The 23,580-nt window shown below is 66.6% G+C and carries 18 protein-coding genes; 9 read left to right on the top strand and 9 right to left on the bottom strand.

Annotation, left to right across the window (positions count from 1 at the left end):
• From C2862_RS20740 to C2862_RS20715, 6 genes are all read left to right on the top strand, one after another.
• Nucleotides 1-783, top strand: coding sequence for an ABC transporter ATP-binding protein (locus tag C2862_RS20740; protein WP_136222165.1), 783 nt, complete (start codon nt 1-3; stop codon nt 781-783).
• Nucleotides 776-1,501 (top strand): ABC transporter ATP-binding protein, encoded by a 726-nt coding sequence (locus C2862_RS20735; RefSeq protein ID WP_136222163.1) that lies wholly within the window; start codon nt 776-778, stop codon nt 1,499-1,501. Before C2862_RS20740 ends, C2862_RS20735 begins: the two co-directional genes overlap by 8 nt.
• 10 nt (nt 1,502-1,511) lie before the next feature.
• A complete protein-coding gene (locus C2862_RS20730) occupies nt 1,512-2,537 on the top strand; it encodes a branched-chain amino acid ABC transporter permease (protein WP_136222161.1) in 1,026 nt (341 codons plus the stop codon).
• A gap of 2 nt (nt 2,538-2,539) precedes the next feature.
• A complete protein-coding gene (locus tag C2862_RS20725; protein ID WP_136222159.1) occupies nt 2,540-3,613 on the top strand; it encodes a branched-chain amino acid ABC transporter permease in 1,074 nt (357 codons plus the stop codon).
• 290 nt (nt 3,614-3,903) lie between these two features.
• Complete coding sequence (locus C2862_RS20720) at nt 3,904-4,371, top strand: post-PEP-CTERM-1 domain-containing protein (protein WP_136222157.1); 468 nt, start codon at nt 3,904-3,906, stop codon at nt 4,369-4,371.
• Entirely contained in the window at nt 4,364-5,794 is a 1,431-nt protein-coding gene (locus tag C2862_RS20715) for a PA domain-containing protein (RefSeq protein ID WP_136222155.1), read from the top strand. Before C2862_RS20720 ends, C2862_RS20715 begins: the two co-directional genes overlap by 8 nt.
• A 72-nt stretch (nt 5,795-5,866) precedes the next feature.
• On the opposite strand, the gene ppa is transcribed toward C2862_RS20715, so the two are convergent.
• The 5 genes from ppa to hemC all read right to left on the bottom strand — a co-directional run bounded on the left by ppa (nt 5,867) and on the right by hemC (nt 10,799).
• On the bottom strand, nt 5,867-6,406 hold the full coding sequence (gene ppa, locus C2862_RS20710; RefSeq protein ID WP_136222153.1) for an inorganic diphosphatase: 540 nt from the start codon (nt 6,404-6,406) through the stop codon (nt 5,867-5,869).
• Nucleotides 6,407-6,709: 303 nt separating this feature from the next.
• Nucleotides 6,710-7,906, bottom strand: a complete 1,197-nt coding sequence (locus tag C2862_RS20705) for a heme biosynthesis protein HemY (protein ID WP_136222151.1) — start codon at nt 7,904-7,906, stop codon at nt 6,710-6,712.
• A 4-nt stretch (nt 7,907-7,910) separates the two neighbouring features.
• The gene (locus C2862_RS20700) at nt 7,911-9,041 is read right to left on the bottom strand and encodes a uroporphyrinogen-III C-methyltransferase (RefSeq protein ID WP_136222149.1); all 1,131 of its coding nucleotides are present in this window, start codon (nt 9,039-9,041) and stop codon (nt 7,911-7,913) included.
• The gene (locus C2862_RS20695) at nt 9,038-9,805 is read right to left on the bottom strand and encodes a uroporphyrinogen-III synthase (protein WP_136222255.1); all 768 of its coding nucleotides are present in this window, start codon (nt 9,803-9,805) and stop codon (nt 9,038-9,040) included. The genes C2862_RS20700 and C2862_RS20695 overlap by 4 nt, the downstream gene beginning before the upstream one ends.
• A 19-nt stretch (nt 9,806-9,824) precedes the next feature.
• Nucleotides 9,825-10,799 (bottom strand): hydroxymethylbilane synthase, encoded by a 975-nt coding sequence (gene hemC, locus C2862_RS20690; protein WP_136222147.1) that lies wholly within the window; start codon nt 10,797-10,799, stop codon nt 9,825-9,827.
• Between the two features lie 165 nt (nt 10,800-10,964).
• On the opposite strand from hemC, the gene ppc reads away from it, so the two are divergent.
• On the top strand, nt 10,965-13,772 hold the full coding sequence (ppc, locus tag C2862_RS20685; RefSeq protein ID WP_136222145.1) for a phosphoenolpyruvate carboxylase: 2,808 nt from the start codon (nt 10,965-10,967) through the stop codon (nt 13,770-13,772).
• 44 nt (nt 13,773-13,816) lie between these two features.
• Here ppc and C2862_RS20680 read toward each other — a convergent pair whose 3' ends face one another.
• The 4 genes from C2862_RS20680 to rpoD form a co-directional block, all read right to left on the bottom strand.
• Entirely contained in the window at nt 13,817-15,967 is a 2,151-nt protein-coding gene (locus C2862_RS20680) for a family 10 glycosylhydrolase (RefSeq protein WP_136222142.1), read from the bottom strand.
• A 170-nt stretch (nt 15,968-16,137) separates the two neighbouring features.
• The gene (locus C2862_RS20675) at nt 16,138-16,968 is read right to left on the bottom strand and encodes a transporter (RefSeq protein ID WP_136222141.1); all 831 of its coding nucleotides are present in this window, start codon (nt 16,966-16,968) and stop codon (nt 16,138-16,140) included.
• 87 nt (nt 16,969-17,055) lie between these two features.
• On the bottom strand, nt 17,056-18,981 hold the full coding sequence (locus C2862_RS20670; protein ID WP_229467528.1) for a methyl-accepting chemotaxis protein: 1,926 nt from the start codon (nt 18,979-18,981) through the stop codon (nt 17,056-17,058).
• Between the two features lie 211 nt (nt 18,982-19,192).
• Nucleotides 19,193-21,796, bottom strand: coding sequence for an RNA polymerase sigma factor RpoD (gene rpoD / locus C2862_RS20665; RefSeq protein WP_136222139.1), 2,604 nt, complete (start codon nt 21,794-21,796; stop codon nt 19,193-19,195).
• Nucleotides 21,797-22,383: 587 nt separating this feature from the next.
• On the opposite strand from rpoD, the gene C2862_RS20660 reads away from it, so the two are divergent.
• Nucleotides 22,384-22,905: a ProQ/FINO family protein gene (locus tag C2862_RS20660; RefSeq protein WP_136222137.1), complete on the top strand. Its 522-nt coding sequence runs from the start codon at nt 22,384-22,386 to the stop codon at nt 22,903-22,905.
• Nucleotides 22,905-23,528 carry a 3'-5' exonuclease gene (locus C2862_RS20655; protein ID WP_136222135.1) on the top strand — a complete coding sequence of 208 codons (624 nt, stop codon included), beginning with the start codon at nt 22,905-22,907 and terminating at the stop codon, nt 23,526-23,528. Before C2862_RS20660 ends, C2862_RS20655 begins: the two co-directional genes overlap by 1 nt.
• Nucleotides 23,529-23,580: the final 52 nt, after the last annotated feature.

The raw sequence follows: 23,580 nt of genomic DNA, 5'->3' as shown, positions 1-23,580 counted from the left end.
ATGGCGAACGCTCAGGCACAGCAGCCGTCCCTGTCCACGCGCGAGCTGACGATCCGCTTCGGCGGACACGTCGCGGTGAACGCGGTGACGGCCGATTTTTACCCCGGCACGCTGACCGTGATCGTCGGCCCGAACGGGGCCGGCAAGACCACCTACTTCAACCTGGTCTCGGGCCAGCTGCCGGCCACCTCGGGCAGCGTGCTCTTGAGGGGCGTGGACGTCACCCGGGCCGGCGCGGCGCGCCGCACGCGCCTGGGCATCGGGCGCGCATTCCAGCTGACGAATCTGTTCCCCAACCTGACGGTGATGGAAAACGTGCGCCTGGCCGTGCAAAGCCGCGCCGGGGTCGGGATGAACATGTTCTCGGTCTGGTTCGGACACAAGGAATTGATCGCCCGCGCCGAACACTATCTGGAACGGGTGGCGATGCTTGCCAAACGCGAGATGCGCGTCGGCGCCCTCTCGCACGGCGACCAGCGCAAGCTGGAAGTGGCGATCCTGCTGGCGCTGGAACCCGACATCCTGATGTTCGACGAACCGACCGCCGGCATGAGCGTGGACGAAGTGCCGGTCGTGCTCGACCTGATCCATGCCGTGAAGCGCGACGCCAACAAGACCGTACTGCTGGTCGAGCACAAGATGGACGTGGTGCGCCAGCTGGCCGACCGCATCATCGTGCTGCACAACGGCACGCTCGTTGCCGACGGCATCCCCGGCGAAGTCATGCAATCGAAGATCGTACAGGAAGCCTATCTTGGAACACCGGAAACCGAACATGCCTGACGCCCTTCTTACCCTGTCCGGCGTGCACACCCACATCGGCCAGTACCACATCCTGCAAGGCGTCGACCTGGTCGTGCCGCGCGGCGGCCTGTCGGTGCTGTTGGGCCGTAACGGCGCCGGCAAGACTACCACCCTGCGCACCATCATGGGCTTGTGGAAGGCCAGTTCCGGCCGCATCGTCTTCGACGGCCAGGACATCACCAAACTTGCTACGCCCGACATCGCACGTGCCGGCATCGCCTACGTCCCGGAGAGCATGGCCGTGTTCTCGGATTTGACGGTGCGCGAAAACCTGCACTTAGCGGCACGAAACGGGCCAATGGATTCGGCCCGTATCGACTGGATCTTCGGCTTCTTCCCGGCCCTGAAAAAATTCTGGAACTACCCGGCCGGGAACCTCTCGGGCGGCCAGAAGCAGATGGTGGCGATCGCGCGGGCGATCGTCGAGCCGCGCAAACTGCTGCTGGTGGACGAGCCGACCAAGGGCCTGGCGCCCGCCATCGTGCAGAGCCTGATCGCGGCCTTCCGCGAACTCAAGGAAACCGACACCACCATCCTGCTGGTCGAACAGAACTTCAATTTCGTGCGTTCGCTCGGCGACACGGTGAGCGTGATGGACGACGGCCGCGTGGCCCATGCCGGCGGCATGGCAGCGCTGGCCAAGGACGACGAGCTGCAGCAGCGCCTGCTCGGCCTGTCGCTCGACTCCCACCAATAGGATGCAAACGATGAGTGCTACCCTGCCCCTTCCCAAAGCAGCGGACACGCCGCTGCCCAGCGCGCCGCGCGACATCGCACCGCTGCTGCTGGTGCCCGTGCTGGCCCTGCTCATGCTGCCCCTGGTCGGCAGTTTCCCGACCTGGGTGACGCTCACGGTCGCCGGCCTCGCCATGGGCATGATGATCTTCATCATGGCCAGCGGCCTGACCCTGGTCTTCGGCCTGATGGACGTGCTGAACTTCGGCCACGGCGCTTTTGTGTCGGTCGGCGCCTTTGCCGCCACCATGGTGCTGCTGCCGATGAAAGGCTGGATGGAAGCCGATTCGCTCCTGATGAACCTTGCCGTGCTGGGCCTGGCCGTCACGCTGGCGATGGTGGTCACGGCGCTCCTGGGCTGGGCCTTCGAGCGCGTCATCATCATGCCGGTGTACGGCCAGCACCTGAAACAGATCCTGATCACGATGGGCGGCATGATCGTGGCCGAACAGCTAATCAACGTGATCTGGGGCGCGGAAACGATCCCGCTGCCGCTGCCGACGTCCCTGCGCGGCGCGATCTTCCTGGGCGACGCGGCCATCGAAAAGTACCGCCTGCTGGCGGTGGTGGTCGGCCTGGTCGTGTTCGCGCTGCTGTTCCTGACCCTGAACCGCACCAAGATCGGCTTGCTGATCCGCGCCGGCGTGGAAAACCGCGACATGGTCGAGAGCCTGGGCTACCGCATCCGGCGCCTGTTCGTGGCCGTGTTCGCGGCAGGTTCGGCGCTGGCCGGCCTGGGCGGCGTGATGTGGGGCCTGTACAAGGAAACCCTGTCGGCGGCGATGGGCGGCGAGACCATCGTCATGATCTTCATCGTCATCATCATCGGCGGCCTGGGTTCGGTGGGCGGCTGCTTCATCGGCGCCCTGCTGATGGCGCTCGTCGCCAACTACGCGGGTTTTCTCGCGCCGAAATTCGCGCTGGTCTCGAACATCGTGCTGATGATCGCGGTCCTGATGTGGCGTCCGGCCGGCCTGTATTCGAAATCGCGGAACTGAACATGACTCGACTCTTATCCGGCGACCTGCCGCGCAGCCGCATCCTGACCGCCGTCCTGCTGCTGGTCTTCCTCGGCCTGGCCTGCGCGCCATTTGTCACGAGTGGCGCGCGGCCGCTCAACACGGCGGCCACGATCTGCGTCTACATCGTGCTGGTGGCGTCCTACGACCTCCTGCTCGGCTATACCGGCATCGTCTCCTTCGCGCACACGATGTTCTACGGGATCGGCGCCTACGGTATCGGCCTGGGGCTCGCCTCGGTGGACGAGCCAACCTGGTCGGCGGCGCTCACCGGCCTCGGGCTGGCGCTGCTGCTGGCGCTCGGCCTGGCCTTTCTGGTCGGCCTGTTCGCCCTGCGCGTGCGCGCCATCTTCTACGCGATGATCACGCTGGCCGTGGCCTCGTCCTTTGCCGTGCTGGCGTCCCAGCTGTCGGACTTCACCGGCGGCGAGGACGGCAAGACCTTCAGCGTGCCGGAAGTGCTCTCGCCCGGCTTCACGCTGGTCGAGAACGAGGTCTTCGGCCGTGCCATCGACGGTAAGCTCCTCACCTATTACCTGGTGTTCTTCGGCTGCCTGGCCCTGTTCCTGTTCCTGCTGCGCCTCGTGAATTCGCCTTTCGGCCGGGTGTTGCAGGCGATCCGCGAGAACGAGTTCCGCGCCGAGGCGCTGGGCTACCGCACGGTCGTCTACCGCATCTGGGCCAACTGCCTGGCGGCGCTGGTCGCGGCCCTGGCGGGCGCGCTGATGGCCCTGTGGCTGCGCTATGTCGGCCCGAAGACCTCGCTCGGTTTCGAAGTGATGACCGACATCCTGCTGATCGTCGTCATCGGCGGCATGGGTACGATGTACGGCGCGGTGGTCGGCGCCGCCCTCTTCATCCTGGCCCAGAACTACCTGAAGGAACTCATGGGGCACGCCTCGACCGCCATGGAAGGCGTGCCCCTGCTGGCCGCCGCCCTGCATCCGGACCGCTGGATGCTGTGGCTGGGCGTGCTGTTCGTCCTGTCGATCTACTTCTTCCCGATCGGGATCGTCGGCAAGCTGCGCCTGCGCGGCCTCCTGGCCAAGCGCTGATCCTCCCTGCGGGCGGCATTCGCCGCCCGCCCTCCTCCATTGCACCAATATGGTGCAAATCCCTCCAGCGGGCGCGTGCTATTCCTGCCCGCTCCAGCGCTACGCATATTCAAGCCAGATCAAGGTTCGTGCCCGTTCAGCTCATATGATGGACCGAGCCGGTCCCTGAACCAACACGGGGCCGGCATGGTCCGATGCATATCGGCAGTACCGATGCTGGCCCCTGGCCTGGGGCGCTTGAGTCTCATGCGCCGCAAGCCGTCGATTCGAAGCTTGAGCGGAGACCCACCATGTCCTACAAAAACTACCTCGCAGTCCTGCCCTGCGCCGCATTCTGCGCCGGCCTGCCCCTGGCAGCCGCCGCACAGGAGCAAGCGCAGACGTCCCCATCCGGAGCGCAAGCAACCCAGACCCCGCAATCCGGCGTGGAGCCGCTTGGGACTGCACAGCAGGGAATGATTGTCGTGCGCGACGCCCAGACCGGGCAGCTGCGCGCGCCGACGGCGGCCGAAGCCCGCGCGCTGGCGCCAAGCCCGGCAATGTCGGCCGCGATGCGCGCCACGCCGCCGGCACTCGTCGCCCGTCCGGACGGCAGCAAGCAGGTCAAGCTCGGCGAGCGCGGCCTGGTCTACTCGGTCGTCACACGCGGCGCCGACGGCAAGCTGCACGACCAGTGCGTGCAGGGCGCGGCGGCCGCCGAGAAAGCCGTCCACGCTCCCGCATCCGCCGCGCACAACGAGGAACATCGCCATGACTAAAACCTCCCGGACCCTCTCGTCTTTGCTGCTGTCGGGTGCCGCCCTGGCGGGCGCGCTGTGCAGCGCCCAGGCCGCTACCGTCACCATCATCAACCAGAATGCCCCGGGTGTCGGCTTCAACGACCCGACGCCGGTCGCACCGGTGGGCGGCAACACCGGCACCACGCTCGGCCAGCAGCGCCTGATCGCCTTTCAGCACGCGGCCGACATCTGGGGCGCCACCCTCAGCAGCACCGTCCCGATCCGCATCGGCGCCTCCTTCGTGCCGCTGTCCTGCACCGAGAACAGCGCCGTGCTGGGCTCGGCGGGCGCCAATGAGATCTTCGCCGACTTCACGAATGCGCCGCGCCCGAACACCTGGTATCCGAGCGCACTGGCGAGCAAGCTGGCCGGTGTCGATACCGCCACACCGGGCGAGCCGCACATCGTCGCGCGTTTCAATTCGCGCCTCGGCCTGTTTCCCGATTGCCTGCCGGGCCCCGGCTTCTATCTGGGGCTCGACAACAACGCCGGCGAAGCGACCGACCTCGTCACGGTGCTGCTGCACGAGATGGCGCACGGCCTCGGTTTCCAGACCTTCACCGACGACGAGACCGGCGCCGAAATCCTCGACATCCCCTCGGTCTGGGACCACTTCCTGGTGGACAACCGCAACGAGCAGCTCTGGGTCAACATGACGCCGGAACAGCGGGTCGCCTCCGCCATCAGCAGCAGGGGCCTGTCCTGGAACGGCCCGATCGTCACCGCGGCGGTACCGGCGGTGCTCGATCCGCGCTCGCGCCTGACCGTCTTCGGCAAGGCGGCCGGGAAGGCGGCCGGCGACTACCTGGTCGGCGACGCCTCCTTCGGTCCGCCGCTCGGCCGCAAAGCCGTCAAGGGGCAGGTGATGCCGGTGATCGACCAGCCCGACGGCACGGGTCTCGCCTGCGCGCCCTTACCCAAGCAAAACGCCTGGTCCATCCGTGGCAACATCGCGCTCGTCTCGCGCGGTACCTGCCCCTTCGTCGACAAGGCCCGCAACGTGCAGGCGGCGGGCGCGATCGCCATGATCGTGGCCGACAATGCGCCGGGCGAGCCGACCGGCCTGAGCGGCAGCGACCCGAGCATCAGGATTCCGTCCGTACGCATCAGCCAGGCGGACGGCGTGAGGCTGCGCGCGGCCCTGCAGACGCGCTCGCGCCACCGCTCCGGCGTCCTTGCCAGCCTCGGCGTCTACAAGTACCGGCTGGCAGGTGCCGACGAGCAGCGCCGCATCCTGATGTACACGCCGAATCCGAATCAGCCCGGCTCCTCGGTGTCGCACTACACGACCGAGGCCAAGCCGAACCAGCTGATGGAGCCCTCGATCAACTCGGATCTGTCGCACACGGTGACGCCGCCGCGCGATCTCACTTACCCGCTGCTGCGCGATATCGGCTGGTAAGCCGGTAACACAGCAATAAAAAAGGCCCGGCCACCTTCACGGTGCCGGGCCTCTTTACGAGACGCAAATAAATTACTGCTGCGCTTTTGCCTTGTATGCAGCGACGCCGCTGACGATCTCGGCCTTCGCTTCGTCCGGGCCAGCCCAGCCGTCGACCTTGACCCACTTGCCTTTTTCGAGGTCCTTGTAGTGCTCGAAGAAGTGCTGGATCTGCTGCAGGCGCAGGTCCTGCAGGTCTTCCGGCTTTTGCCAGTGGCTGTAGATCGGCAGGATCTTGTCGACAGGCACGGCCAGGATCTTGGCATCGGCGCCGGCTTCGTCGGTCATCTTCAGCACGCCGATGGCGCGGCAGCGCACGACGACGCCAGGGATCAGCGGGAACGGGGTGATGACCAGCACGTCGCATGGGTCGCCATCGTCCGACAGGGTCTGCGGCACATAGCCGTAGTTGCACGGGTAGTGCATCGCGGTGCCCATGAAGCGGTCGACGAAGATCGCGCCGGTGTCCTTGTCCACTTCGTACTTGATCGGATCGGCGTTCATCGGGATTTCGATGATAACGTTGAAGTCGTTCGGCACATCGCGGCCGGCTGGGACGTTGTTGAGGCTCATGGCTTAGTCCTTGGTTGCTGAAAATTCAATAAAGGGAGGCATTATATCTAATCGGCATACGCTTGTGCGGCGCAGCACCTTGCCGTGCGAATTGGTCGGTGAGGTACTGGGTACGTGCGGCGTAGTTGGCCGGTGGCCGATGCGCCTTGGCCATTCGACCGTCTGAACCCGCGGGCATGCCCGCCCTACGGTGCACCACCGCCCGTTGCGAGTTCATGGAACCGTTGTGTAACGTAGGGCGGGCATGCCCGCGTGCCACGGCGGACATGGCGGAACGCATCGCGCTAGCCGCGACACCCGCCTTCAAAGCATCGTCGCCAGCGCACTCTGCCGATAATGGCTCGCCGCCGGTTCCTCCTGCCCCAGCGCCTCGTGCAGCTGCGCCAGCTTCAGGTGGATATCGCGCACCATCTCCGACTGGGTGGCATCCGACAGCGCCTGCTCGAGATAGCGCTGGGCCTTGCCCCAGAGTTTCTGGCGCAGGCAGAGGGAACCCAGGGTGAGCGCCAGTTCCGGGTCGTTCGGGCGCTCGCGCAGCCAGGCTTCGCAGTGCTCGATCTGGGCCAGCAAGGTGGGCGAACCGGCAGGTCCCGCGGCATCGCGGTAGGCGCGCACCACGCGCTCGTCCCAGCCGGCCTTCAGGGCTTCCTCGGCGATCACGCGCGCCTCGTCCTGCAGGCCGCTGGCATTGAAGGCCATCGCCGCGCGCGCCGCGATGTAGGGTTGCGTACGGTCGCTGGCGGGCACGCCGGCCCAGACGCGCCGGATCGCTTCCGGATCGCGTCCCTCTTCCGACAGCAGCGCCTCGTAGGCCAGCTCGCGCAGGCGCGCGGCCAGCGCCGGATGCAGTGCTTTTCTCTTGTCCAGGATGCGCACCAGGCGCAGCACTTCGGGCCAGTTGCGCGCTTGCTGGTTGGCCTTCATCGACCATTGCAGGGCGTGGATGTGGCGCTGGCCGCTGGCGTTCAGTTCGGCCACGGCCGCCAGCGCCGCTTCCGGCTGGTGGTCGTCGACCAGCAGCTCGATGACCGTCATCAGGCGCGCCGTCTTGAGCGTGTTGTCGTGGGCGACGCCGGCCAGCCAGGCCTCGCGCCGGGCCGGTTCGCGCATGCGGTGCGCGGCGCGCGCCCCGATCAGGGCGGCCAGACCCGCGTTCTCGGGCAGCTCGGCGGCGCGCATCGCGGCCTTTTCGGCGTGGCCGAAGCGGCCTTCGAACAGGGCTTTCAAGGCGTCGCGCAAGCCCTTGTTGCCCTCGCGCTCGCGCTTGCGCTGACGGTAGGCGGCCACACGTTCGGGCATGCGCAGGGTGGCATTCACCGCGCGCGCCACCCCGTACAGCACGAGGAACAGCAAGGCGATCAGCACCACGAACAGGTTCAGCGACATGTCGATCCGGTGCGGCGGGTAGAAGAACACCACGTTGCCCGGATTGAAGCGCGCCGTCACGGCGATGCCGATGGCCGCGGCCATCAGGGCGACTAGCCAGAGAAGTAGACGCATATTGTTATGGCTTCTTGTAGTTGCGCACGGCGTTCAGGCTGTCGGCCAGCGTCGGCATCTCGATCGCGAGGTTGTTCGCCTGCACCTGGCGCAGCGCCGACTGGGCTTGCTGGGTGGTGCGGGCGCGCGTGTCGAAATACTTGTTCAGCGTATCCTGGGCCGCCGTCAGGTCGCCCGCGAAGGTGGTCTCGTCGCGCGACAGCAGGGCCAGGCGCGCATTCAGGAGACGCAATTTGAGGTTTTCGCGGACAAAATAATTCTGGTCCGGCGAGAGCATCAGCGCTTCCGGCGTGTTGACGCTGCGCACCCGGATCAGCTGGCGCACGTCGTCCCACATCTCTTCGCTCCAGTTGCGCCAGGTGGCGAGCATGCGCTCGCCGATGCCAAGGGAAACTGCGGGCGCGGCCTCCTTGCCGGATGGCGGGGTACGCTGGGAGCGTACGGGCGCGGCCGGCAGCAGCGGCTTCTCGTCCGACAGCAGCGGCAGCGTGTCGACCTGGGCGATCACGCTGTCGAGGCGCACGGCCACGCCGGCCAGGTCCACCGCCGGGGTCGCCTTGAGCTTTTCCATGTCGGCGGCGATCGCGCGGCGCACGGCGATGAATTGCGGCTTGTCCGAGCGCGCCAGCGAGCGGTCGGCATTCTGCAGCGCGATCAGGGCGCCCTGCACATTGCCCGCCAACTGCAGCTGCTGGCTGGCGGTGGACAGGACCTGCTCGACCTCGGACAGCGCCCACTCGTCGCGGCTCTTCGACAGGTCGGCATACAGCTGTTCCAGCGCCATCTGCTGGCTCTGGTTCTCGAGCTGGCGGCTTTCCAGCACGCCGACTTTCAACTGCAAGGCTTTCGACTGCTCGGCGATGTCGCGCGCCAGCGAGGCGGTCTCGGCATTGGTCTCGTTGCCCTTTTGCAGGCTGCGCGCCATTTCCTGGCGCAGGGTGTTGATGCGGCTATGGCTCGACCAGGTCTGGACCGCCAGCAGCACGCCCAGCGCGATCACGGCCAGCGACAGCGGCCGGGTCAGCTGTTCGGCCAGGCCGGGGCCGGCCCTGCGTTCGGGCGCACGAGTGCGGTAGGTGTCGGGAGCGGGTGGCTGCGTCGGTGGCAGCTCTGGATTATTCGGCAGTTCGTTCATTTTTGAGATTGTAACGCGGCAAGCAAACGCTCGTCGCCCGAGCCGGTAAGCGTCACCCGCGCCAGCCCGAGTGCCTGCGCGGTGGCGGCGATCCGGGCGTGCGGCACGATGACGTGCTGCTGTTGCATCTTTTCTACTTCAGCGTCGCCGAGCCGGCGCAGCAGGTCGAACAGCCCCCGCAGCGCTTCCGAGCTCGTGATTATCCAGTCGTTCGGGGCGGCCAGCAAGGCATGCAGCTGGGCCGCCAGAGCCGGACTGAGCGCCGGCACGCTACGGCGGTAAGCCGCCACGATCGTCACCTCGGCGCCGGCGGCGCGGAAACCGTCGGCCATCAGCTCGCGCCCGGACTCGCCGCGCACGATCAGGACGCGCTTGCCGGCCAGCTGGGCCAGGTCGAGCGAGGCCAGCAGGTTCTCGGAATCGCTGCGCGTCGGGTCCAGCGGACCGAGGACGGTGGCGTTCGACGCGTCGAGCCCGTGGCGTGCCAGGGCGATGCGGCTGCCCTCGCCCAATACGGCCAGCGCCACCTGGCGTGGCCATTGTCCGACGTGCGCAAACGCCGCGTCGATGGCGTTCGGCGAGACGAAGGCGACCAGCGCGTACTGATCGAGACCGGCCAGCACCGCGCAGAGCTGCGACTGGTCGGGCAGCGGCGCGATCTCCAGCAGCGGCAGCAGGACCGGCGTGCGCCCGAGGCGTGCGACGGCATGCGCCAGGCCGTCGGCCTGGGCACGCGGGCGGGTGATGACGACGGCGCCGGACATCGGGGTCAAGAGCGGCCGCTCAGGCGTCCGCCGCGGCTTCCTGGCGGCAGACCGCCAGGATCGCCTGCGCGTCCTGTTCTTCCAGCAGCTTCGACACCTGCTCGCCCAGCAGTTCCGGCTGCTCGGCGAGTCCCGTCAGTTCGGCAAAGGCGCTGCGCTTGCCGTCGGGCGTGGCGACCATCGCGCGCAGGTGCATGTTGGCGCCGTCGACGATGGCGTGGGCCGCCAGCGGGATCTGGCAGCTGCCGCCAAAAATCTTCGAGACCTTGCGCTCGGCCAGCACGGCGTGGCGGGTGGCGCTGTGGTTCAGCGGCGCGAGGATGGCCTGCAAGTCGACGCCATCGGTGCGCGGGCCGCTTGCGATCTCGATCGCCATCGCGCCCTGGCCGGCGGCCGGCAGGCTCAGTTCCGGCGCCAGCACGCTGCGGATACGCTGCGGCAGGCCCAGGCGGATCAGGCCCGCGGCCGCCAGGATGATGGCCGCGTACTCGCCGCGATCGAGCTTGCCGAGGCGGGTGTCGAGGTTGCCGCGCAGCGGCTTGATGACCAGGTGCGGATAGCGCGCCGCGACCAGGGCCTGGCGCCGCAGGCTGCTCGTACCCACGACGGCGCCGGGAGGCAGTTCGTCCAGGCTGGCGTAATCGTTCGACACGAAGGCGTCGCGCGGGTCTTCGCGCTCGAGCACGGCTGCCAGCTCGAAGCCATCCGGCAGGTCCATCGGCACGTCCTTGAGCGAATGCACGGCCAGGTCGGCGCGGCCTTCGGCCATGGCCACTTCGAGCTCCTTCACGAACAGGCCCTTGCCGCCGACCTTGGAGAGCGTGCGGTCGAGGATCTGGTCGCCACGCGTCGTCATCCCGAGAATGCTGATTTGGCAATCTGGATATAATGCGGCGAGACGATCGCGCACGTGCTCGGCCTGCCACATGGCGAGGCGGCTCTCGCGCGAGGCGATGATCAGCTGGGATGGCAAGCGTACTGCTGGCTGCGTCATGTCTTTGCTTTCAAAACGGATTGTTTCACTGTCGTTGCGCCGACCGGGCCGACCCAGTAACGCCTCTTGCATAAGATCACAAATTTTAGCATGCGGCCCCTTGCAAAACATGGCTGATCGCCATGTCCACTTTTGGTGTACCTGACTTTGAGAACAGTGCTCGAAATGGATAAACCCGTCGCACCCGAAACGAACAACAGCGTCGACAAGGACGCCCCGCTGAAAGAAGACATCCGCCTGCTCGGCCGCCTGCTCGGCGACGTGCTGCGCGACCAGGAAGGCGATGCCGTCTTCGACGTCGTCGAAACCATCCGCCAGACCGCCGTGCGCTTCCGGCGCGACGCCGACCCGCAAGCCGGCGAAGAGCTGAACGCCCTGCTGCACAAGCTGACGCGCAACCAGACCATCTCGGTGGTGCGCGCCTTTTCCTACTTCTCGCACCTGGCCAACATCGCCGAGGACCAGCACCACAACCGGCGCCGCCGCGCGCACCTGCTTGCCGGCTCCCGTCCGCGCGAAGGCAGCGTCGGCCATGCACTGGGCAAGCTGCGCGGCGCCGGCGTCGACCAGAAAACGGTCGAGACTTTCCTGCGCAACGCCCTGATCGCCCCGGTGCTGACGGCCCACCCGACCGAGGTCCAGCGCAAATCCATCCTCGACGCCGAGCACGACATCGCGCGCCTGCTGGCCGAACGCGACCAGCCCCTGACGCCGAAGGAGCAGGTGCGCAACCTGCAGCTGCTGCAGGCCCGCATCGCCACGCTGTGGCAGACCCGCATGCTGCGCTACACCAAGCTGACGGTCGCCGACGAGATCGAGAACGCCCTCTCCTACTACCGCATCACTTTCCTGCGCGAGCTGCCATCGCTGTACGACGACATCGAGGACGAGATCGGCGCCCAGTACCACGGCAGCGCGCCGCAACTGGGCGACGCCGCCTACCTGCAAATGGGCAGCTGGATCGGCGGCGACCGCGACGGCAATCCGAACGTGAATGCCGACACCATGCGCCACGCGACGATGCGCCATGCGACCACCATCCTCGACTACTACCTCGAGGAAGTGCATACGCTGGGCGCCGAACTCTCGACCTCGACGCTGATGGTCGACATCACGCCCGCCATGCAGGCCCTGTCCGAGCGCTCGACCGACCAGTCCGACCACCGCGCCGACGAACCCTACCGGCGCGCCCTGATCGGCATGTATGCGCGCCTGGCCGCCAGCGCGCGCGAACTCGGCGCCACCAACATCCTGCGCAAGGAAGTCGGCCACGCCGAACCGTATGCGGACGCGGCCGAATTCGCCGTCGACCTGGAGACCATCGCCGCGTCCCTGAAGGCGAACCACGGCGCCATGCTGGTGACGCCGCGCCTCGCGGGCCTGACGCGCGCCGCCCACATCTTCGGTTTTCATCTGGCCTCGCTCGACATGCGCCAGACCTCGGACATCCACGAACGCGTGCTGGCCGAGCTGTTCGAAAAGGCGCAGGTCGAAGCCGACTATGCTGCCTTGGACGAGGACGCCAAAGTCAAACTGCTGCTGGCCGAGATCGCCCAGCCGCGCCTCCTGTATTCGCCTTTCGAGACCTACAGCGACGAGACCCAGTCCGAGCTGGCCATCGTGCGGGCCGCGCGCGACATCCGCGAGCGCTACGGCGCGCGTGCGATCCGCAACTACATCATCTCGCATACCGAGGCCGTGTCCGACCTGCTGGAAGTGCTGCTGCTGCTGAAGGAAGCGGGCCTGGTGCGTCCGAACGCCGGTGTCTCGGATGTGATGGTGATTCCGCTGTTCGAGACCATCCCCGACCTGCAGCGCGCCGCCGCCATCATGGAAGCCTGGATGGGACTGCCGCCGGTCACGCGCATCGTCCACAACCAGGGCCGCCTGCAGGAAGTCATGCTCGGCTACTCGGATTCGAACAAGGACGGCGGCTTCCTCACCTCGAACTGGGAGCTCTACCAGGCCGAGCTGAAGCTGGTCGAAGTGTTCGAACGGGCCGGCGTCAAGCTGCGCCTGTTCCACGGCCGTGGCGGCACCGTCGGCCGCGGCGGCGGCCCGAGCTACCAGGCGATCCTGGCGCAGCCGCCGGGCACCGTGAACGGCCAGATCCGCCTGACCGAACAGGGCGAGATCATCGCTTCCAAATTCTCGAACCCGGAAATCGGCCGCCGCAACCTGGAATTGCTGGTCGCCGCCACGCTGGAAGCGAGCCTGATGCCGCACGAAGGCGAAGGCGGCAAGGCAGAACGCCTGGCCGTGTTCGAAAGTGTGATGGCGGAACTGTCGCAGCGCGCCTACACGGCCTACCGCGACCTGGTCTACGAGACCCCGGGCTTTACGGATTACTTCTTCGCAGCCACGCCGATCGCCGAGATCGCGGAACTGAACCTGGGGTCGCGCCCGGCTTCGCGCAAGAAGACGCGCCGCATCGAAGACCTGCGCGCGATTCCCTGGGGCTTCAGCTGGGGGCAGTGCCGCCTGCTGCTGCCGGGCTGGTACGGTTTCGGTTCGGCAGTCAGCGGCTGGCTGAACGAAGATAGCTCGGGCGAGCGCCTGCAGACCCTGCAGGCCATGTTCGCCGAGTGGCCCTTCTTCGCCACCCTGCTCTCGAACATGGACATGGTGCTGGCCAAGACCGATCTCGCGATCGCCTCGCGCTATGCCGGCCTGGTGCCGGATGCGGCCCTGCGCGAGCGCATCTTCAAGCGCATCGCGGCCGAGCATGGCGAGACGCTGCGCCAGCTGGAGGCCATCACCGGTGCCAGCGAGCGCCTTGCATCGAATCCGCTGCTGGCGCGCTCGATTCAGAACCGCTTCGCCTACCTCGACCCGCTGAACCACCTGCAGGTCGAGCTGATCCACCGCCACCGCACGATGTCGCGCGAGCCGGGCGAGATGGACCCGCGTGTGCACCGCGGGATCCACCTGTCGATCAACGGCGTCGCAGCGGGGTTGCGCAATACGGGTTGATCGACAAACGGTACCGGCCGAATGGTCCGGTACCGTTTACCACATTACGAGCAGCTGCCCAGCGTCTCGCCCTTGCGGATGAAGGCCTGCACGGCACTCGGCGCCACGCAGATGGTGCCGGCGCCGCCCTGCTCCGGCTTGTGGCACACGGCCACCTTGTCGTCGCCACAGCGCGCGTCGATGACAGGCACCGTGACGGTCGCCATGGCCGGGCAGCCGCTTTCGCTGACGGCCTGCACGCTGAAGGTATAGCTGCCGGCTGCCGCCGGCGTGAAGCTCGCCGTCGCGCCATTCGCCACCAGGCCCGCGGCCGGCGTCCATGCCAGCGTCGTTCCCGCTCCGGCATCGCTGGCGCTGAGCGTCACGCTCTGCGCGCCGTAACCGAGGGTGATCGCATTCGTGCTGGTCATGATGGCCGGTTGCGGCACGCGTCCCAGCACACTCACGGAGGCCTCCGCGGAAGCGCTCAGGCCCGCCTTGTCGACCGCGCTCAGGACCACCTTGCGCGTCCCGATGTCGCCGCAGCTGAAGCGCGTCTGCGAGGCGCCGAGCGAGGCGATGCCCCAGTTGTCGCTGCTGCCGCCGTCGATATCGGCCGGCTGCAGGCTGGCGCTGCCGTTCGCCAGGGTCAGCGACGCGTCGCGCGTGCGCACCACAGGCGCCTCGAAGTCGTTGCTGACGACGTTCGCCGCGGCGCTCTCGTTGCTCAGGCGGTTCAGGGCCGTCACCGTGTAGTAGTAATACTGCCCGGCTTCGGCCCTGGTGTCGGCATAGGCGTTGGCCGTGCCGTGCGTCACGCCCAGCAGGTTCTGCGGGGCTTCGATGTCGATGTTGCTGTCGGCCGAACGGTAGACGGCAAACTGGCGCACTTTCTCCAGCTCGTCGCGCGTGTCGCCCGGCTGTGCCCAGCTCAGCACGAGGGCGTTTTCACCCTGGGACGCAGCCAGGCCGGATGGGGCCTGCGGCGCAACGGTGCTCTTCCACGGCATCGCCGGAATCAGGGCCGGCCGCTTGTACACGTTCTGCTGCAGGTCCGTGCGGTAGCCCAGCGGATTGGCCTGCAGGAAGGCGTGGCGGAAGTGAATCTGGCCGGCGATGTGAGTCTGCGCGCGGTTCAGGGCGATCTGGTTGGCGACCTGCTTCGGGTCCGTCCAGCCGGCGGTGCCCATCTTGTAGTCGGCGATGCCGATGTACATGTGGCGGCCAAAAGCGTTCTCGTTCCACCACGGCACGAGCAGCTTGTAGTCCGAGCCCGCCTGGCCGATGTACCAGTAGACCTGGGGCGCCAGGTAATCGACCCAGCCCTCGCGCAGCCAGCTGCGGGTGTCGGCGAAATTGCTCAGGTAATGCTGGGAAGCGCCGGCGGACGTCGGCGAGCCGATCGCCGGGTCGGTGCTGCTGCGGTAGATGCCCGAGGGCGAGACCCCGAATTTGACCCAGGGTTTTACAGCCCGGATACGCTCGTTGACACCGGCAATCAGCAGGTTGATGTTGTCGCGGCGCCAGTCGGCGCGCCCGGCCGTGGTGGCCGGGAAGCCGCGCGGGTCAAGCGCATAGGCCGCGTCGTCGTTGATGGTGCCGGCCGGATAAAAATAATCGTCGAAATGGATGCCGTCGACGTCGTAGCGTTCGACGATGTCCATGATCACCTGCGTCACGTGCTCGCGCACGGCTGCCAGGCCCGGGTTCAGGATTTTCACCGTCCCCACCTGGAGCATCCATTCCGGATGGGTGCGCGAGACATGGTTCGCCGCGTACTGGGCGGTATTGGTCTCGGTCGCCGTGTTCGCCACCGCGCGGTAGGGATTGATCCAGGCGTGGAATTCGAGGCCGCGCTTGCGCGATTCATCGATCGCGAACTGCAGCGGGTCCCAGCTCGGCGCCGGGGCGCTGCCCTGGTTGTTGGTCAGATAGTAGGACCAGGGTTCCAGTTCGCTCGGATACATGGCGTCGGACTGGCTGCGCACCTGCAGGAAGGCGGCGTTCATGCCGGTCGCCACATTGTGGTCGAGGATGGCGGTCAGCGCGGCGCGCTGCTGCTCCGGGGTCTGGGTACGGTTCGGCCAGTCCAGGCTCAGGTGGGTACTGATCCACACGCCGCGCAGTTCGCGTTTCGGTGAAAAGCCCGTCGTATCGGCGTGCGCCAGGGACGCGGCAAGCACACTGGCTGCCGCGGCAAGCAAAAGTTTTTTCATATTCTGTTTTTTGCGAGGTTGAGTGGGCGCACCACTTTGGTGCACCGGTGGCGATCCGCGGCGCCTCTCCTCGCGCCCGATGTTGCCATCCGCCTAACAGATTACGCGCGTGAAATCACAGCAACCAATGAAATTGGGTGCGTGTCGCATAACTTGAAAGCATGAGCCGCCTAGAGGCGAATCGACAGTCCTAGCGTCCAGCTGGCGTACGGCGTGCGCTGGTTCAACCCGCGCGAGAACAGGGTATCGAGCTGGCAGTCCCTGCTCAGCAGATAGGTGGCGCCCACATCGAAGGTCGCCTGCGTGCCGCCGTGGCGGGCGTGGGCGATGCGCGGCAGCGTGATCTCCGCCAGGCCGTGGAAGCGCTCGCTGAAGGCCTTGTCGAGCACGATGCCGAACAGGCCGTAGGTATGGCGCGGCGTACTGCGGTCGTTCTCTTCCTCGTGCTGGTAGGCGATGCCCGGCATCATGCCGAGTTCCATGTCGCCCGGCAGTTCCCACTCGCCGACCACGCGCAGCGAGGGTCGTACACCCTTGCCGCGCAAGGCGTTCGAGCCGGTCGGCAGGGTCGCGTCGACCAGCACACCGAGCGACGGCCGCGTGCCTTCGTTATCCATGAGGTGCCAGAGCAGGCCGATGGACGAGTCGGCATAGCCGGCCGTCGTGCTGCGTTCGCCGCTTTCCCTGTCTCGCACATGCTGGACGGTGCGCCCCTCGCTCTCGATGCGCACTTCGAGCGCATCGCTCAGGCCATAACGCAGCATGGTCGGCATCGAGTAAGTGCGTGCGCGCTCCTCGCTGCTGCGCTCGCGTTCGACCAGCAAGCTCGTCTCGACATGGAAGCGGCCCTTGCCCACGGATTCGCTCGATTCGACGAAATCGGGCCGGTCGGTCTTGAGCGCGTCGTCGAACGACTGCTCCTGGGCATGCGCCGGCAGCCAGGCGAGCAGCGCCAGGCAGAGGGGCAAACGGGACAGGCGGCGGGCGGGCGGTCGGGACATGCGCGGGCTCCAGGCGGTGCAGACAAGATGTCCGATTCTACCGCCGCCGGCTCAGCCGCATCGCCCGATTGCGCGCCTGGTTGCGGCTCAGGCCGGCAAGACGGCCAGTGCGCGTCCCGGCAGCTGCGGCGCCGGCGCGTCCTCGAGCTTGAAGCCGCCGACCACCTGCGCCAGCGCCGCGGTCTGCTCTTCCAGCGCACTGGCCGCGGCGGCCGCCTCCTCGACCAGGGCCGCGTTCTGCTGGGTGACGTCGTCCATGGTCGCGATCGACTGGTTGACCTGGCCGATGCCCTGGCTTTGCTCGCTGCTGGCGGCGTCGATCTCGCGCATCAGGCCGGCCACGCGCCCCACCGCCTGCACGATACCGTTCATCGTCGCGCCGGCCGTGTCGACCAGGCGCGCGCCTGTCTCGACTTCCCGCACCGAGGCGTCGATCAGGGCCTTGATCTCCTTCGCGGCCGCGGCCGAACGCTGCGCCAGGTTGCGCACTTCGCTGGCGACGACCGCGAAACCGCGGCCCTGCTCGCCCGCGCGCGCCGCTTCCACCGCCGCATTCAGGGCCAGGATATTGGTCTGGAAGGCGATGCCGTCGATGACGCCGATGATGTCGGCGATCTTGCGCGAGCTCTCCGTGATCGAACCCATGGTGCTGACGACTTCGCCCACCACCTGCCCGCCCTTGTGCGCCTGCTCGCTGGCCGAACTCACCAGGCTGTTGGCCTGGCGCGCGTTCTCGGCGTTCTGGCGCACGGTCGAGGTCAATTCCTCCATTGCGGCCGCCGTCTCTTCCAGGCTCGAGGCCTGGGCTTCGGTGCGGCTCGACAGATTCATGTTGCCGGCCGCGATTTCGCTCGACGCCCCGGCGATCGCCTGGCTGCTGCGGCGCACTTCGCTCATCGTGTGGTTCAGCGAGGAGACGAAGCGGTTGAAGGCGTCGGCCAGCGCACCGACCTCGTCGCCGCTTTCGACCGGCATGCGCCGCGTCAGGTCGCCCTTGCCCTCGGCGATCTCGCCCAGCATGGCGGCGGCACGCGCCACCGGCGCGGCGATCGCGCGGCTGACCAGGAAGAGCACGAACAGGCCGATGCCGCCGCCGACCACGCCGGCCGCCAGGGCCGCGATCGTGGCCGAGCGCGCCAGGTCGCCCAGCACTTCGCTTTCCGGCACCTCGGCGACGACGTACATGCCCAGTTCCGGCACGTAGGAGGACGCGACGATCAGCTTGCCTCGAGGGGAATCGTGGGCCGCGTGGGTGAATTGCTTCTTGTCGAACAGGGTGCGGATCAAGTCGGCGCCGAAGCCCGGCAAGTCCTTCATGTTGTGCTCGCCGTCGGAAAGTGTCGCCTCGCGGTGCAGGACGATGGTGCCGTCCGCGCGCGCCAGGAACACGTGGCCCGACTTGCCGACCTTGTGTGCGCGCACGGCGTCGGCCATCGCCTTCACCGACAAGCCCAGGCCCGCGACGGCCAGCTTGCCCTCGCCCGCCTCGACGCGCGCATTGATGAACAGCTTCATTTCACCCGTCTTCGGATCCGGATCGAGGTTCAGCGCATAGGCCTTGCCGGTGGCAAGGAATTCGTCCATCCACTTGTCGCGCGGATTGCCCTTTTCCATCATGTAGCTGAGGCCGCCCTGGTCCATGAACTTCATCTGGCTCGGGGAGGCCCAGAACACGGTCACCGCCTGGTTGACGTCCTTGACCCTGGCGGCGTAGGCGCGCCAGGCGTCGAGGCCGCTATCGGCCAGGTTGTCGCGTTCCCAGGCCTGCAGGAAGGTGTTGTTGGCGATCGCCAGCGAGGCCGTGGCCGGGCCGCCGATCTGGCGCAGGATGTCGTTGCGGATCTCGCCGACGACGGCCGGCAGCTCCTGCTCGACGGCGCGCTCGCTCAGGCTGCGCCCGGTGAGGGTCACGCTGAGGGCGGCGGAAATGAGGATAAAGAGCAGCAGGCAGGCGCCCATGCTGAGCATGAGCTTGGCCTTGATCGACAGGCGACGCAGGAAGTGGGCGGACATGGGAGGTGAGATGTGAGAATTGGTGACAATGTTGCCTTACCGCATCTTCCCGCCTGGATAAGCAAGCGTCAACTTGTTTACCCGGAAGCGTTTATACAGTTTCAAGAAACTGTTGTGATTCCGCCCGATCGTCCGCCCGGCCATTAGTGAACAAGCAAGAGGACAAAAAAAATGCCGCTCAGCGAGCGGCATTTCACGGAGCACGACAGACTTATTTGTCGTGCAAGAACGTCTTCAGCTTGTCCGAACGCGAAGGCTGGCGCAGCTTGCTCATGGCCTTGGCTTCGATCTGGCGGATACGCTCGCGGGTGACGTCGAACTGCTTGCCGACTTCTTCCAGCGTGTGGTCGTTCGACATCTCGACGCCGTAGCGCATGCGCAGCACCTTCGCTTCGCGCGGGGTCAGCGAGTCCAGCACTTCCTTGATCACGTTGCGCATCGACGCGTGCAGCGCGGCGTCCAGCGGGGCCAGGGTGGTGTTGTCCTCGATGAAGTCGCCCAGCTGCGAATCGCCGTCCTCGCCCATCGGGGTTTCCATCGAAATCGGCTCTTTCGCGATCTTCATGATCTCGCGAACCTTGTTCTCCGGCATTTCCATCTTGGCGGCCAGGGTGGCGAGATCCGGCTCGCTGCCGGTTTCCTGCATGATCTGGCGCGAGATGCGGTTCATCTTGTTGATCGTCTCGATCATGTGCACCGGCACGCGGATGGTACGGGCCATGTCCGCGATCGAACGCGTGATCGCCTGGCGGATCCACCAGGTCGCGTAGGTCGAGAATTTATAACCGCGACGGTACTCGAACTTGTCGACCGCCTTCAGCAGGCCGATATTGCCTTCCTGGATCAGGTCGAGGAATTGCAGGCCACGGTTGATGTACTTCTTCGCGATCGAGATCACCAGGCGCAGGTTGGCGACGGTCATCTCGCGCTTCGCGGTGCGGGCGCGCTTCTCGCCGGCCGCCATCTGCTTGTTAATCTTGCGCAGGTCGGCCAGCGGCAGCGCCACGCGCGCCTGCAGGTCGATCATGCGCTGCTGCAGTTCCTTGATCGCCGGCAGGTTACGGCCCAGAACGGCGCTGTACGGGTAGGCGCAATCGACTTCGCGGTCACCCCATTCCAGGTCGGTCTCGTTGCCCGGGAAGACCTTGATGAAGTGGGCGCGCGGCATGCCGCAGCGGTTCACGCAGATGTCCAGCACGGCGCGCTCGATAGCACGCACTTCGTCCATCTGATGACGCAGGGTGTCGCACAGCTTTTCCACGATCTTGGCGGTGAAGCGGATGCCCAGCAGCTCGGTCGAGATGATGTCCTGCGCCTTGTTGTAGGCCGCCGAGCCGTAGCCAGTGGTCTTGAAGGCGTGGCCCATGCGGTCGAACTGCTCTTCGATCAGGGCGAATTTTTCCAGCGCACCCTTGCGCAGCTGTGCCAGCTGCTCGGTCGAGTAGCCGGCCGCGCCGCCGCCGGCGTCGCCGTCTTCCTCTTCCTCGACTTCTTCCTCTTCCTCGTCTTCTTCATCGGAAGCGGCGGACTTGGCGGGCGCGGCGACAGGCGCCGGTGCGTTGTCGTTCAGGTCGACGAAGCCGTCAACGACCTCGTCGATCTTCAGCTCGTCGGCGGCGATCTTGTGCGACAGCGCGATGATTTCCGAAATCGTCGTCGGGCAGGCCGAGATCGCCTGGACCATGTCCTTCAGGCCTTCCTCGATGCGCTTGGCGATCTCGATCTCGCCTTCGCGGGTCAGCAGCGACACCGCGCCCATCTCGCGCATGTACATGCGCACCGGGTCGGTCGTGCGGCCGAAGTCGGAGTCGACGGTCGACAGCGCGGTCGCGGCGGCCGCTTCGACTTCGTCTTCGCTGGTCGGCGTGACGGCGTTATCCGACAGCAGCATCATTTCCGCTTCCGGGGCGCGCTCGTAGACGGCGATGCCCATGTCGTTGAAGGTCGCGATGATGCCTTCGATCGCTTCCGGATCGATGATGTTTTCCGGCAGGTGGTCGTTGATTTCCGCATGGGTCAGGTAGCCGCGCTCCTTGCCCATGTTGATCAGGTTGCGCAGCTGGGTGCGGCGCTTTTCCAGTTCCGCTTCCGAGAAGCCGGCTTCGGTGCCGAGCGAGGGCATGCCCTTGGCCTTGCGCTCGCGCGCCTTCGACACCGCCTTCAGTTCGGCGCGTTCGACCGCGTTCAGCGCCGCGACTTCGTCGTTCTCCGGCGTGAATTCGCTAGGCTTGCGGCCGCGGCGGCCCGGGACCTTCACCTGCGGCAGCAGGTAGCCCGAGGTGTCGATCGCGGCCAGCGCGGCGGCGTCGGTGGTCTTGCTGACGGTGCTGCCGGCGGTCTGGATCACGGTCGAGGTGTTGGCGGCAGGCTCGATGCGGCGCGCGACGCGCGGCTTGGCGGCTTTCGGCGCCTCGTCGGCGGCGGCCACTTCAGGCGCAGCTTCGGCGGCGGCCGGCGCGCTGTCGGCGGCCTTCAGGGCCGCCAGCTTCGAGCCGCGCTTGCGAACGACAACAGGAACCGGCGCAGGTGCGGCTGCAGCATCGGCGGCGTCAGCGGGAGCAAGGTCGACCGCCTCGGCGGCCGGCGCTTCGCTCACCGGCAGTTCGGCAACGGCTTCAACAGGCGCAGGCGCTTCCTCGGCCTGGGCTTTCAGCGAGGCCAGGCGCGAACGGGTCTTGACCACCGTCACCTTGGCCGCCGCTTCCGTTTCGAGGAAGTAGGAGGTCGCGGTTTTCGGCACCGCCAGCTGCGCGGCGGCACTCTTGGCCGGCGCTTTCTTTGCTGTCAGTGTCAGTGTCTTGGCGGTGTTCTTCATATAAAAAACTCTCCTGTCGAGGCGGGTGCGCGCCTGCGAGGTCAAAGATTCACCACGGCCTGGTCGGGCCGGGGGAAAGGATCGGGAAGGGCCCTAACTAAGGGCGGACAAGCCGCAAATCAAGCGCCATCGAAGCATCCTCGCCTGCGGCGGCACGCGGCCGGGCCGGATGCGACGTTGGCAAGGATGAAGGAAGCGGTGATCTGGATTGCGGTGTGCATGTCAAAACGAAAAAAAGCCCGTCGACTGGGGCGGGCTTGCATCTGGCTCTATCGGAGTGCAGAGACGGGACAGGCAACATTATGCCTTAAGGCACGGAATTGGTGATAATTGATATATCGGATAAGCGATATAAGCAAAGCACATATTGTTGTTTTTCAGTCCACGACCGGCTCTTCGATTCGTCTGCGCCGACGCAAGCCGCGCGCAGGGCAAGAGGCGGATCATACACGATTTCGCGAATCGAGGCGCGCGCCTGCGGGCGGCGTCCGGCCCATCCTTGCGTGCTCGGCCAAACTAATACGATAGTCCGCGCACGGGCGGGCCAGCATGCTATCCTTCGTTTTCCTGTTATTACCATGAAGTCAATGAATACCATTAGTTCCGCTGCCGAGTCCGTCGACGCAAGCACCCCTTCCCCAGCCGAGACCCCGAACACGGAGGCAACGACCGTCCAGACCGCCGTCGAAGGCGGCGCGCAGGGCGGCACGCCGGCTCCATCGGCCCGCGCCCTGCTGAAACAGCTGCAGCAGCAATTCCCCGCCTTCCGCGACTGCCTGCCGCTCGCCATCGGCATCGACAAGCAGCTGCTGGCGCGCATCCCGGGCCTGGACCGCAAGACCATGCGCGCCGCGCTCGGCATCCACACCGGCTCCATGCGCTACCTGCGTTCGATGGAAAAGGCCACCGTGCGCTACGACCTCGACGGCGTGGCCGGCGCGGAAGTGACCGACACGCACCGCCTGCATGCCAAGGAACAGCTGCAGCAGCGCTTCAAGAAGGAAGCCGAGCGCAAGAAGCTTGAAAAGGCCGCGGCCGCCGAAGCCGAAGCAGCGCGCCTGCGCCAGGAAAAGCTGCAGCAGCTGGCTTCGAAATTCTCGCGCGGCTGATGCAGCTGGACCCGCGCGGCCCCTTGGCCCCGGAGGCCCCGGACGAAGAAGACCTGCCTCCCTACGAAGGCATCGGGCTGGCCGACATCGTGCTGGTGAAGACCGACGTCCAGGCGGCGCAGGCCCTCGCCGCCCTGTCGAGCGCCGACGTGATCGGCTTCGATACCGAATCGAAACCGACCTTCGCCAAGGGGGAGGAATCGACCGGCCCGCACCTGGTGCAGTTGGCGACGGACAGCACCGCCTACCTGTTCCAGGTCGGCGCCAGGCCTGACCAGGCCAGCGTCGACCTGCTGCGCGCGGTGCTCGAATCGCCCGCCATCCTGAAAGTGGGCTTCGGCCTGGGCGACGACCTGCGCCGCGTGCGCGCCAAGCTCGGCATCGAGACGCAGAACGTGGTCGATCTCGCCACCACGCTGCGCCGCCGCGGCGAACGCAATACGCTCGGCGCGAAGACCGCGGTGGCGCGCTTCTTCGGCCAGCGCCTGGCCAAGTCGAAGCGCATCACGACCACCAACTGGGCCTTGCCGCGCCTGTCGGAACAGCAGATCCGCTACGCGGCGGACGATGCCCACGTGGCGCTCAAGATTTACCGCGACTGGCGGGCCAACGGGGCAAAATAGAAGCAGTCCGGCCCTGATGGGTTATCATCTTGTCATTGATGACCTGGATGCC

It is taken from the genome of Massilia sp. Mn16-1_5 (assembly GCF_004798585.1).
GTDB lineage: Bacteria > Pseudomonadota > Gammaproteobacteria > Burkholderiales > Burkholderiaceae_D > Telluria.
This window is presented reverse-complemented; position numbering and strand designations above follow the sequence as displayed.

Bases quoted from the DNA above. Each gene is read 5' to 3' on its own strand.
- C2862_RS20740 (WP_136222165.1), top strand. From the start codon at position 1: ATGGCGAACGCTCAGGCACAGCAGCCGTCCCTGTCCACGCGCGAGCTG.
- C2862_RS20735 (WP_136222163.1), top strand. From the start codon at position 776: ATGCCTGACGCCCTTCTTACCCTGTCCGGCGTGCACACCCACATCGGC.
- C2862_RS20730 (WP_136222161.1), top strand. From the start codon at position 1,512: ATGAGTGCTACCCTGCCCCTTCCCAAAGCAGCGGACACGCCGCTGCCC.
- C2862_RS20725 (WP_136222159.1), top strand. From the start codon at position 2,540: ATGACTCGACTCTTATCCGGCGACCTGCCGCGCAGCCGCATCCTGACC.
- C2862_RS20720 (WP_136222157.1), top strand. From the start codon at position 3,904: ATGTCCTACAAAAACTACCTCGCAGTCCTGCCCTGCGCCGCATTCTGC.
- C2862_RS20715 (WP_136222155.1), top strand. From the start codon at position 4,364: ATGACTAAAACCTCCCGGACCCTCTCGTCTTTGCTGCTGTCGGGTGCC.
- ppa (WP_136222153.1), bottom strand. From the start codon at position 6,406: ATGAGCCTCAACAACGTCCCAGCCGGCCGCGATGTGCCGAACGACTTC.
- C2862_RS20705 (WP_136222151.1), bottom strand. From the start codon at position 7,906: ATGCGTCTACTTCTCTGGCTAGTCGCCCTGATGGCCGCGGCCATCGGC.
- C2862_RS20700 (WP_136222149.1), bottom strand. From the start codon at position 9,041: ATGAACGAACTGCCGAATAATCCAGAGCTGCCACCGACGCAGCCACCC.
- C2862_RS20695 (WP_136222255.1), bottom strand. From the start codon at position 9,805: ATGTCCGGCGCCGTCGTCATCACCCGCCCGCGTGCCCAGGCCGACGGC.
- hemC (WP_136222147.1), bottom strand. From the start codon at position 10,799: ATGACGCAGCCAGCAGTACGCTTGCCATCCCAGCTGATCATCGCCTCG.
- ppc (WP_136222145.1), top strand. From the start codon at position 10,965: ATGGATAAACCCGTCGCACCCGAAACGAACAACAGCGTCGACAAGGAC.
- C2862_RS20680 (WP_136222142.1), bottom strand. From the start codon at position 15,967: ATGAAAAAACTTTTGCTTGCCGCGGCAGCCAGTGTGCTTGCCGCGTCC.
- C2862_RS20675 (WP_136222141.1), bottom strand. From the start codon at position 16,968: ATGTCCCGACCGCCCGCCCGCCGCCTGTCCCGTTTGCCCCTCTGCCTG.
- C2862_RS20670 (WP_229467528.1), bottom strand. From the start codon at position 18,981: ATGTCCGCCCACTTCCTGCGTCGCCTGTCGATCAAGGCCAAGCTCATG.
- rpoD (WP_136222139.1), bottom strand. From the start codon at position 21,796: ATGAAGAACACCGCCAAGACACTGACACTGACAGCAAAGAAAGCGCCG.
- C2862_RS20660 (WP_136222137.1), top strand. From the start codon at position 22,384: ATGAATACCATTAGTTCCGCTGCCGAGTCCGTCGACGCAAGCACCCCT.
- C2862_RS20655 (WP_136222135.1), top strand. From the start codon at position 22,905: ATGCAGCTGGACCCGCGCGGCCCCTTGGCCCCGGAGGCCCCGGACGAA.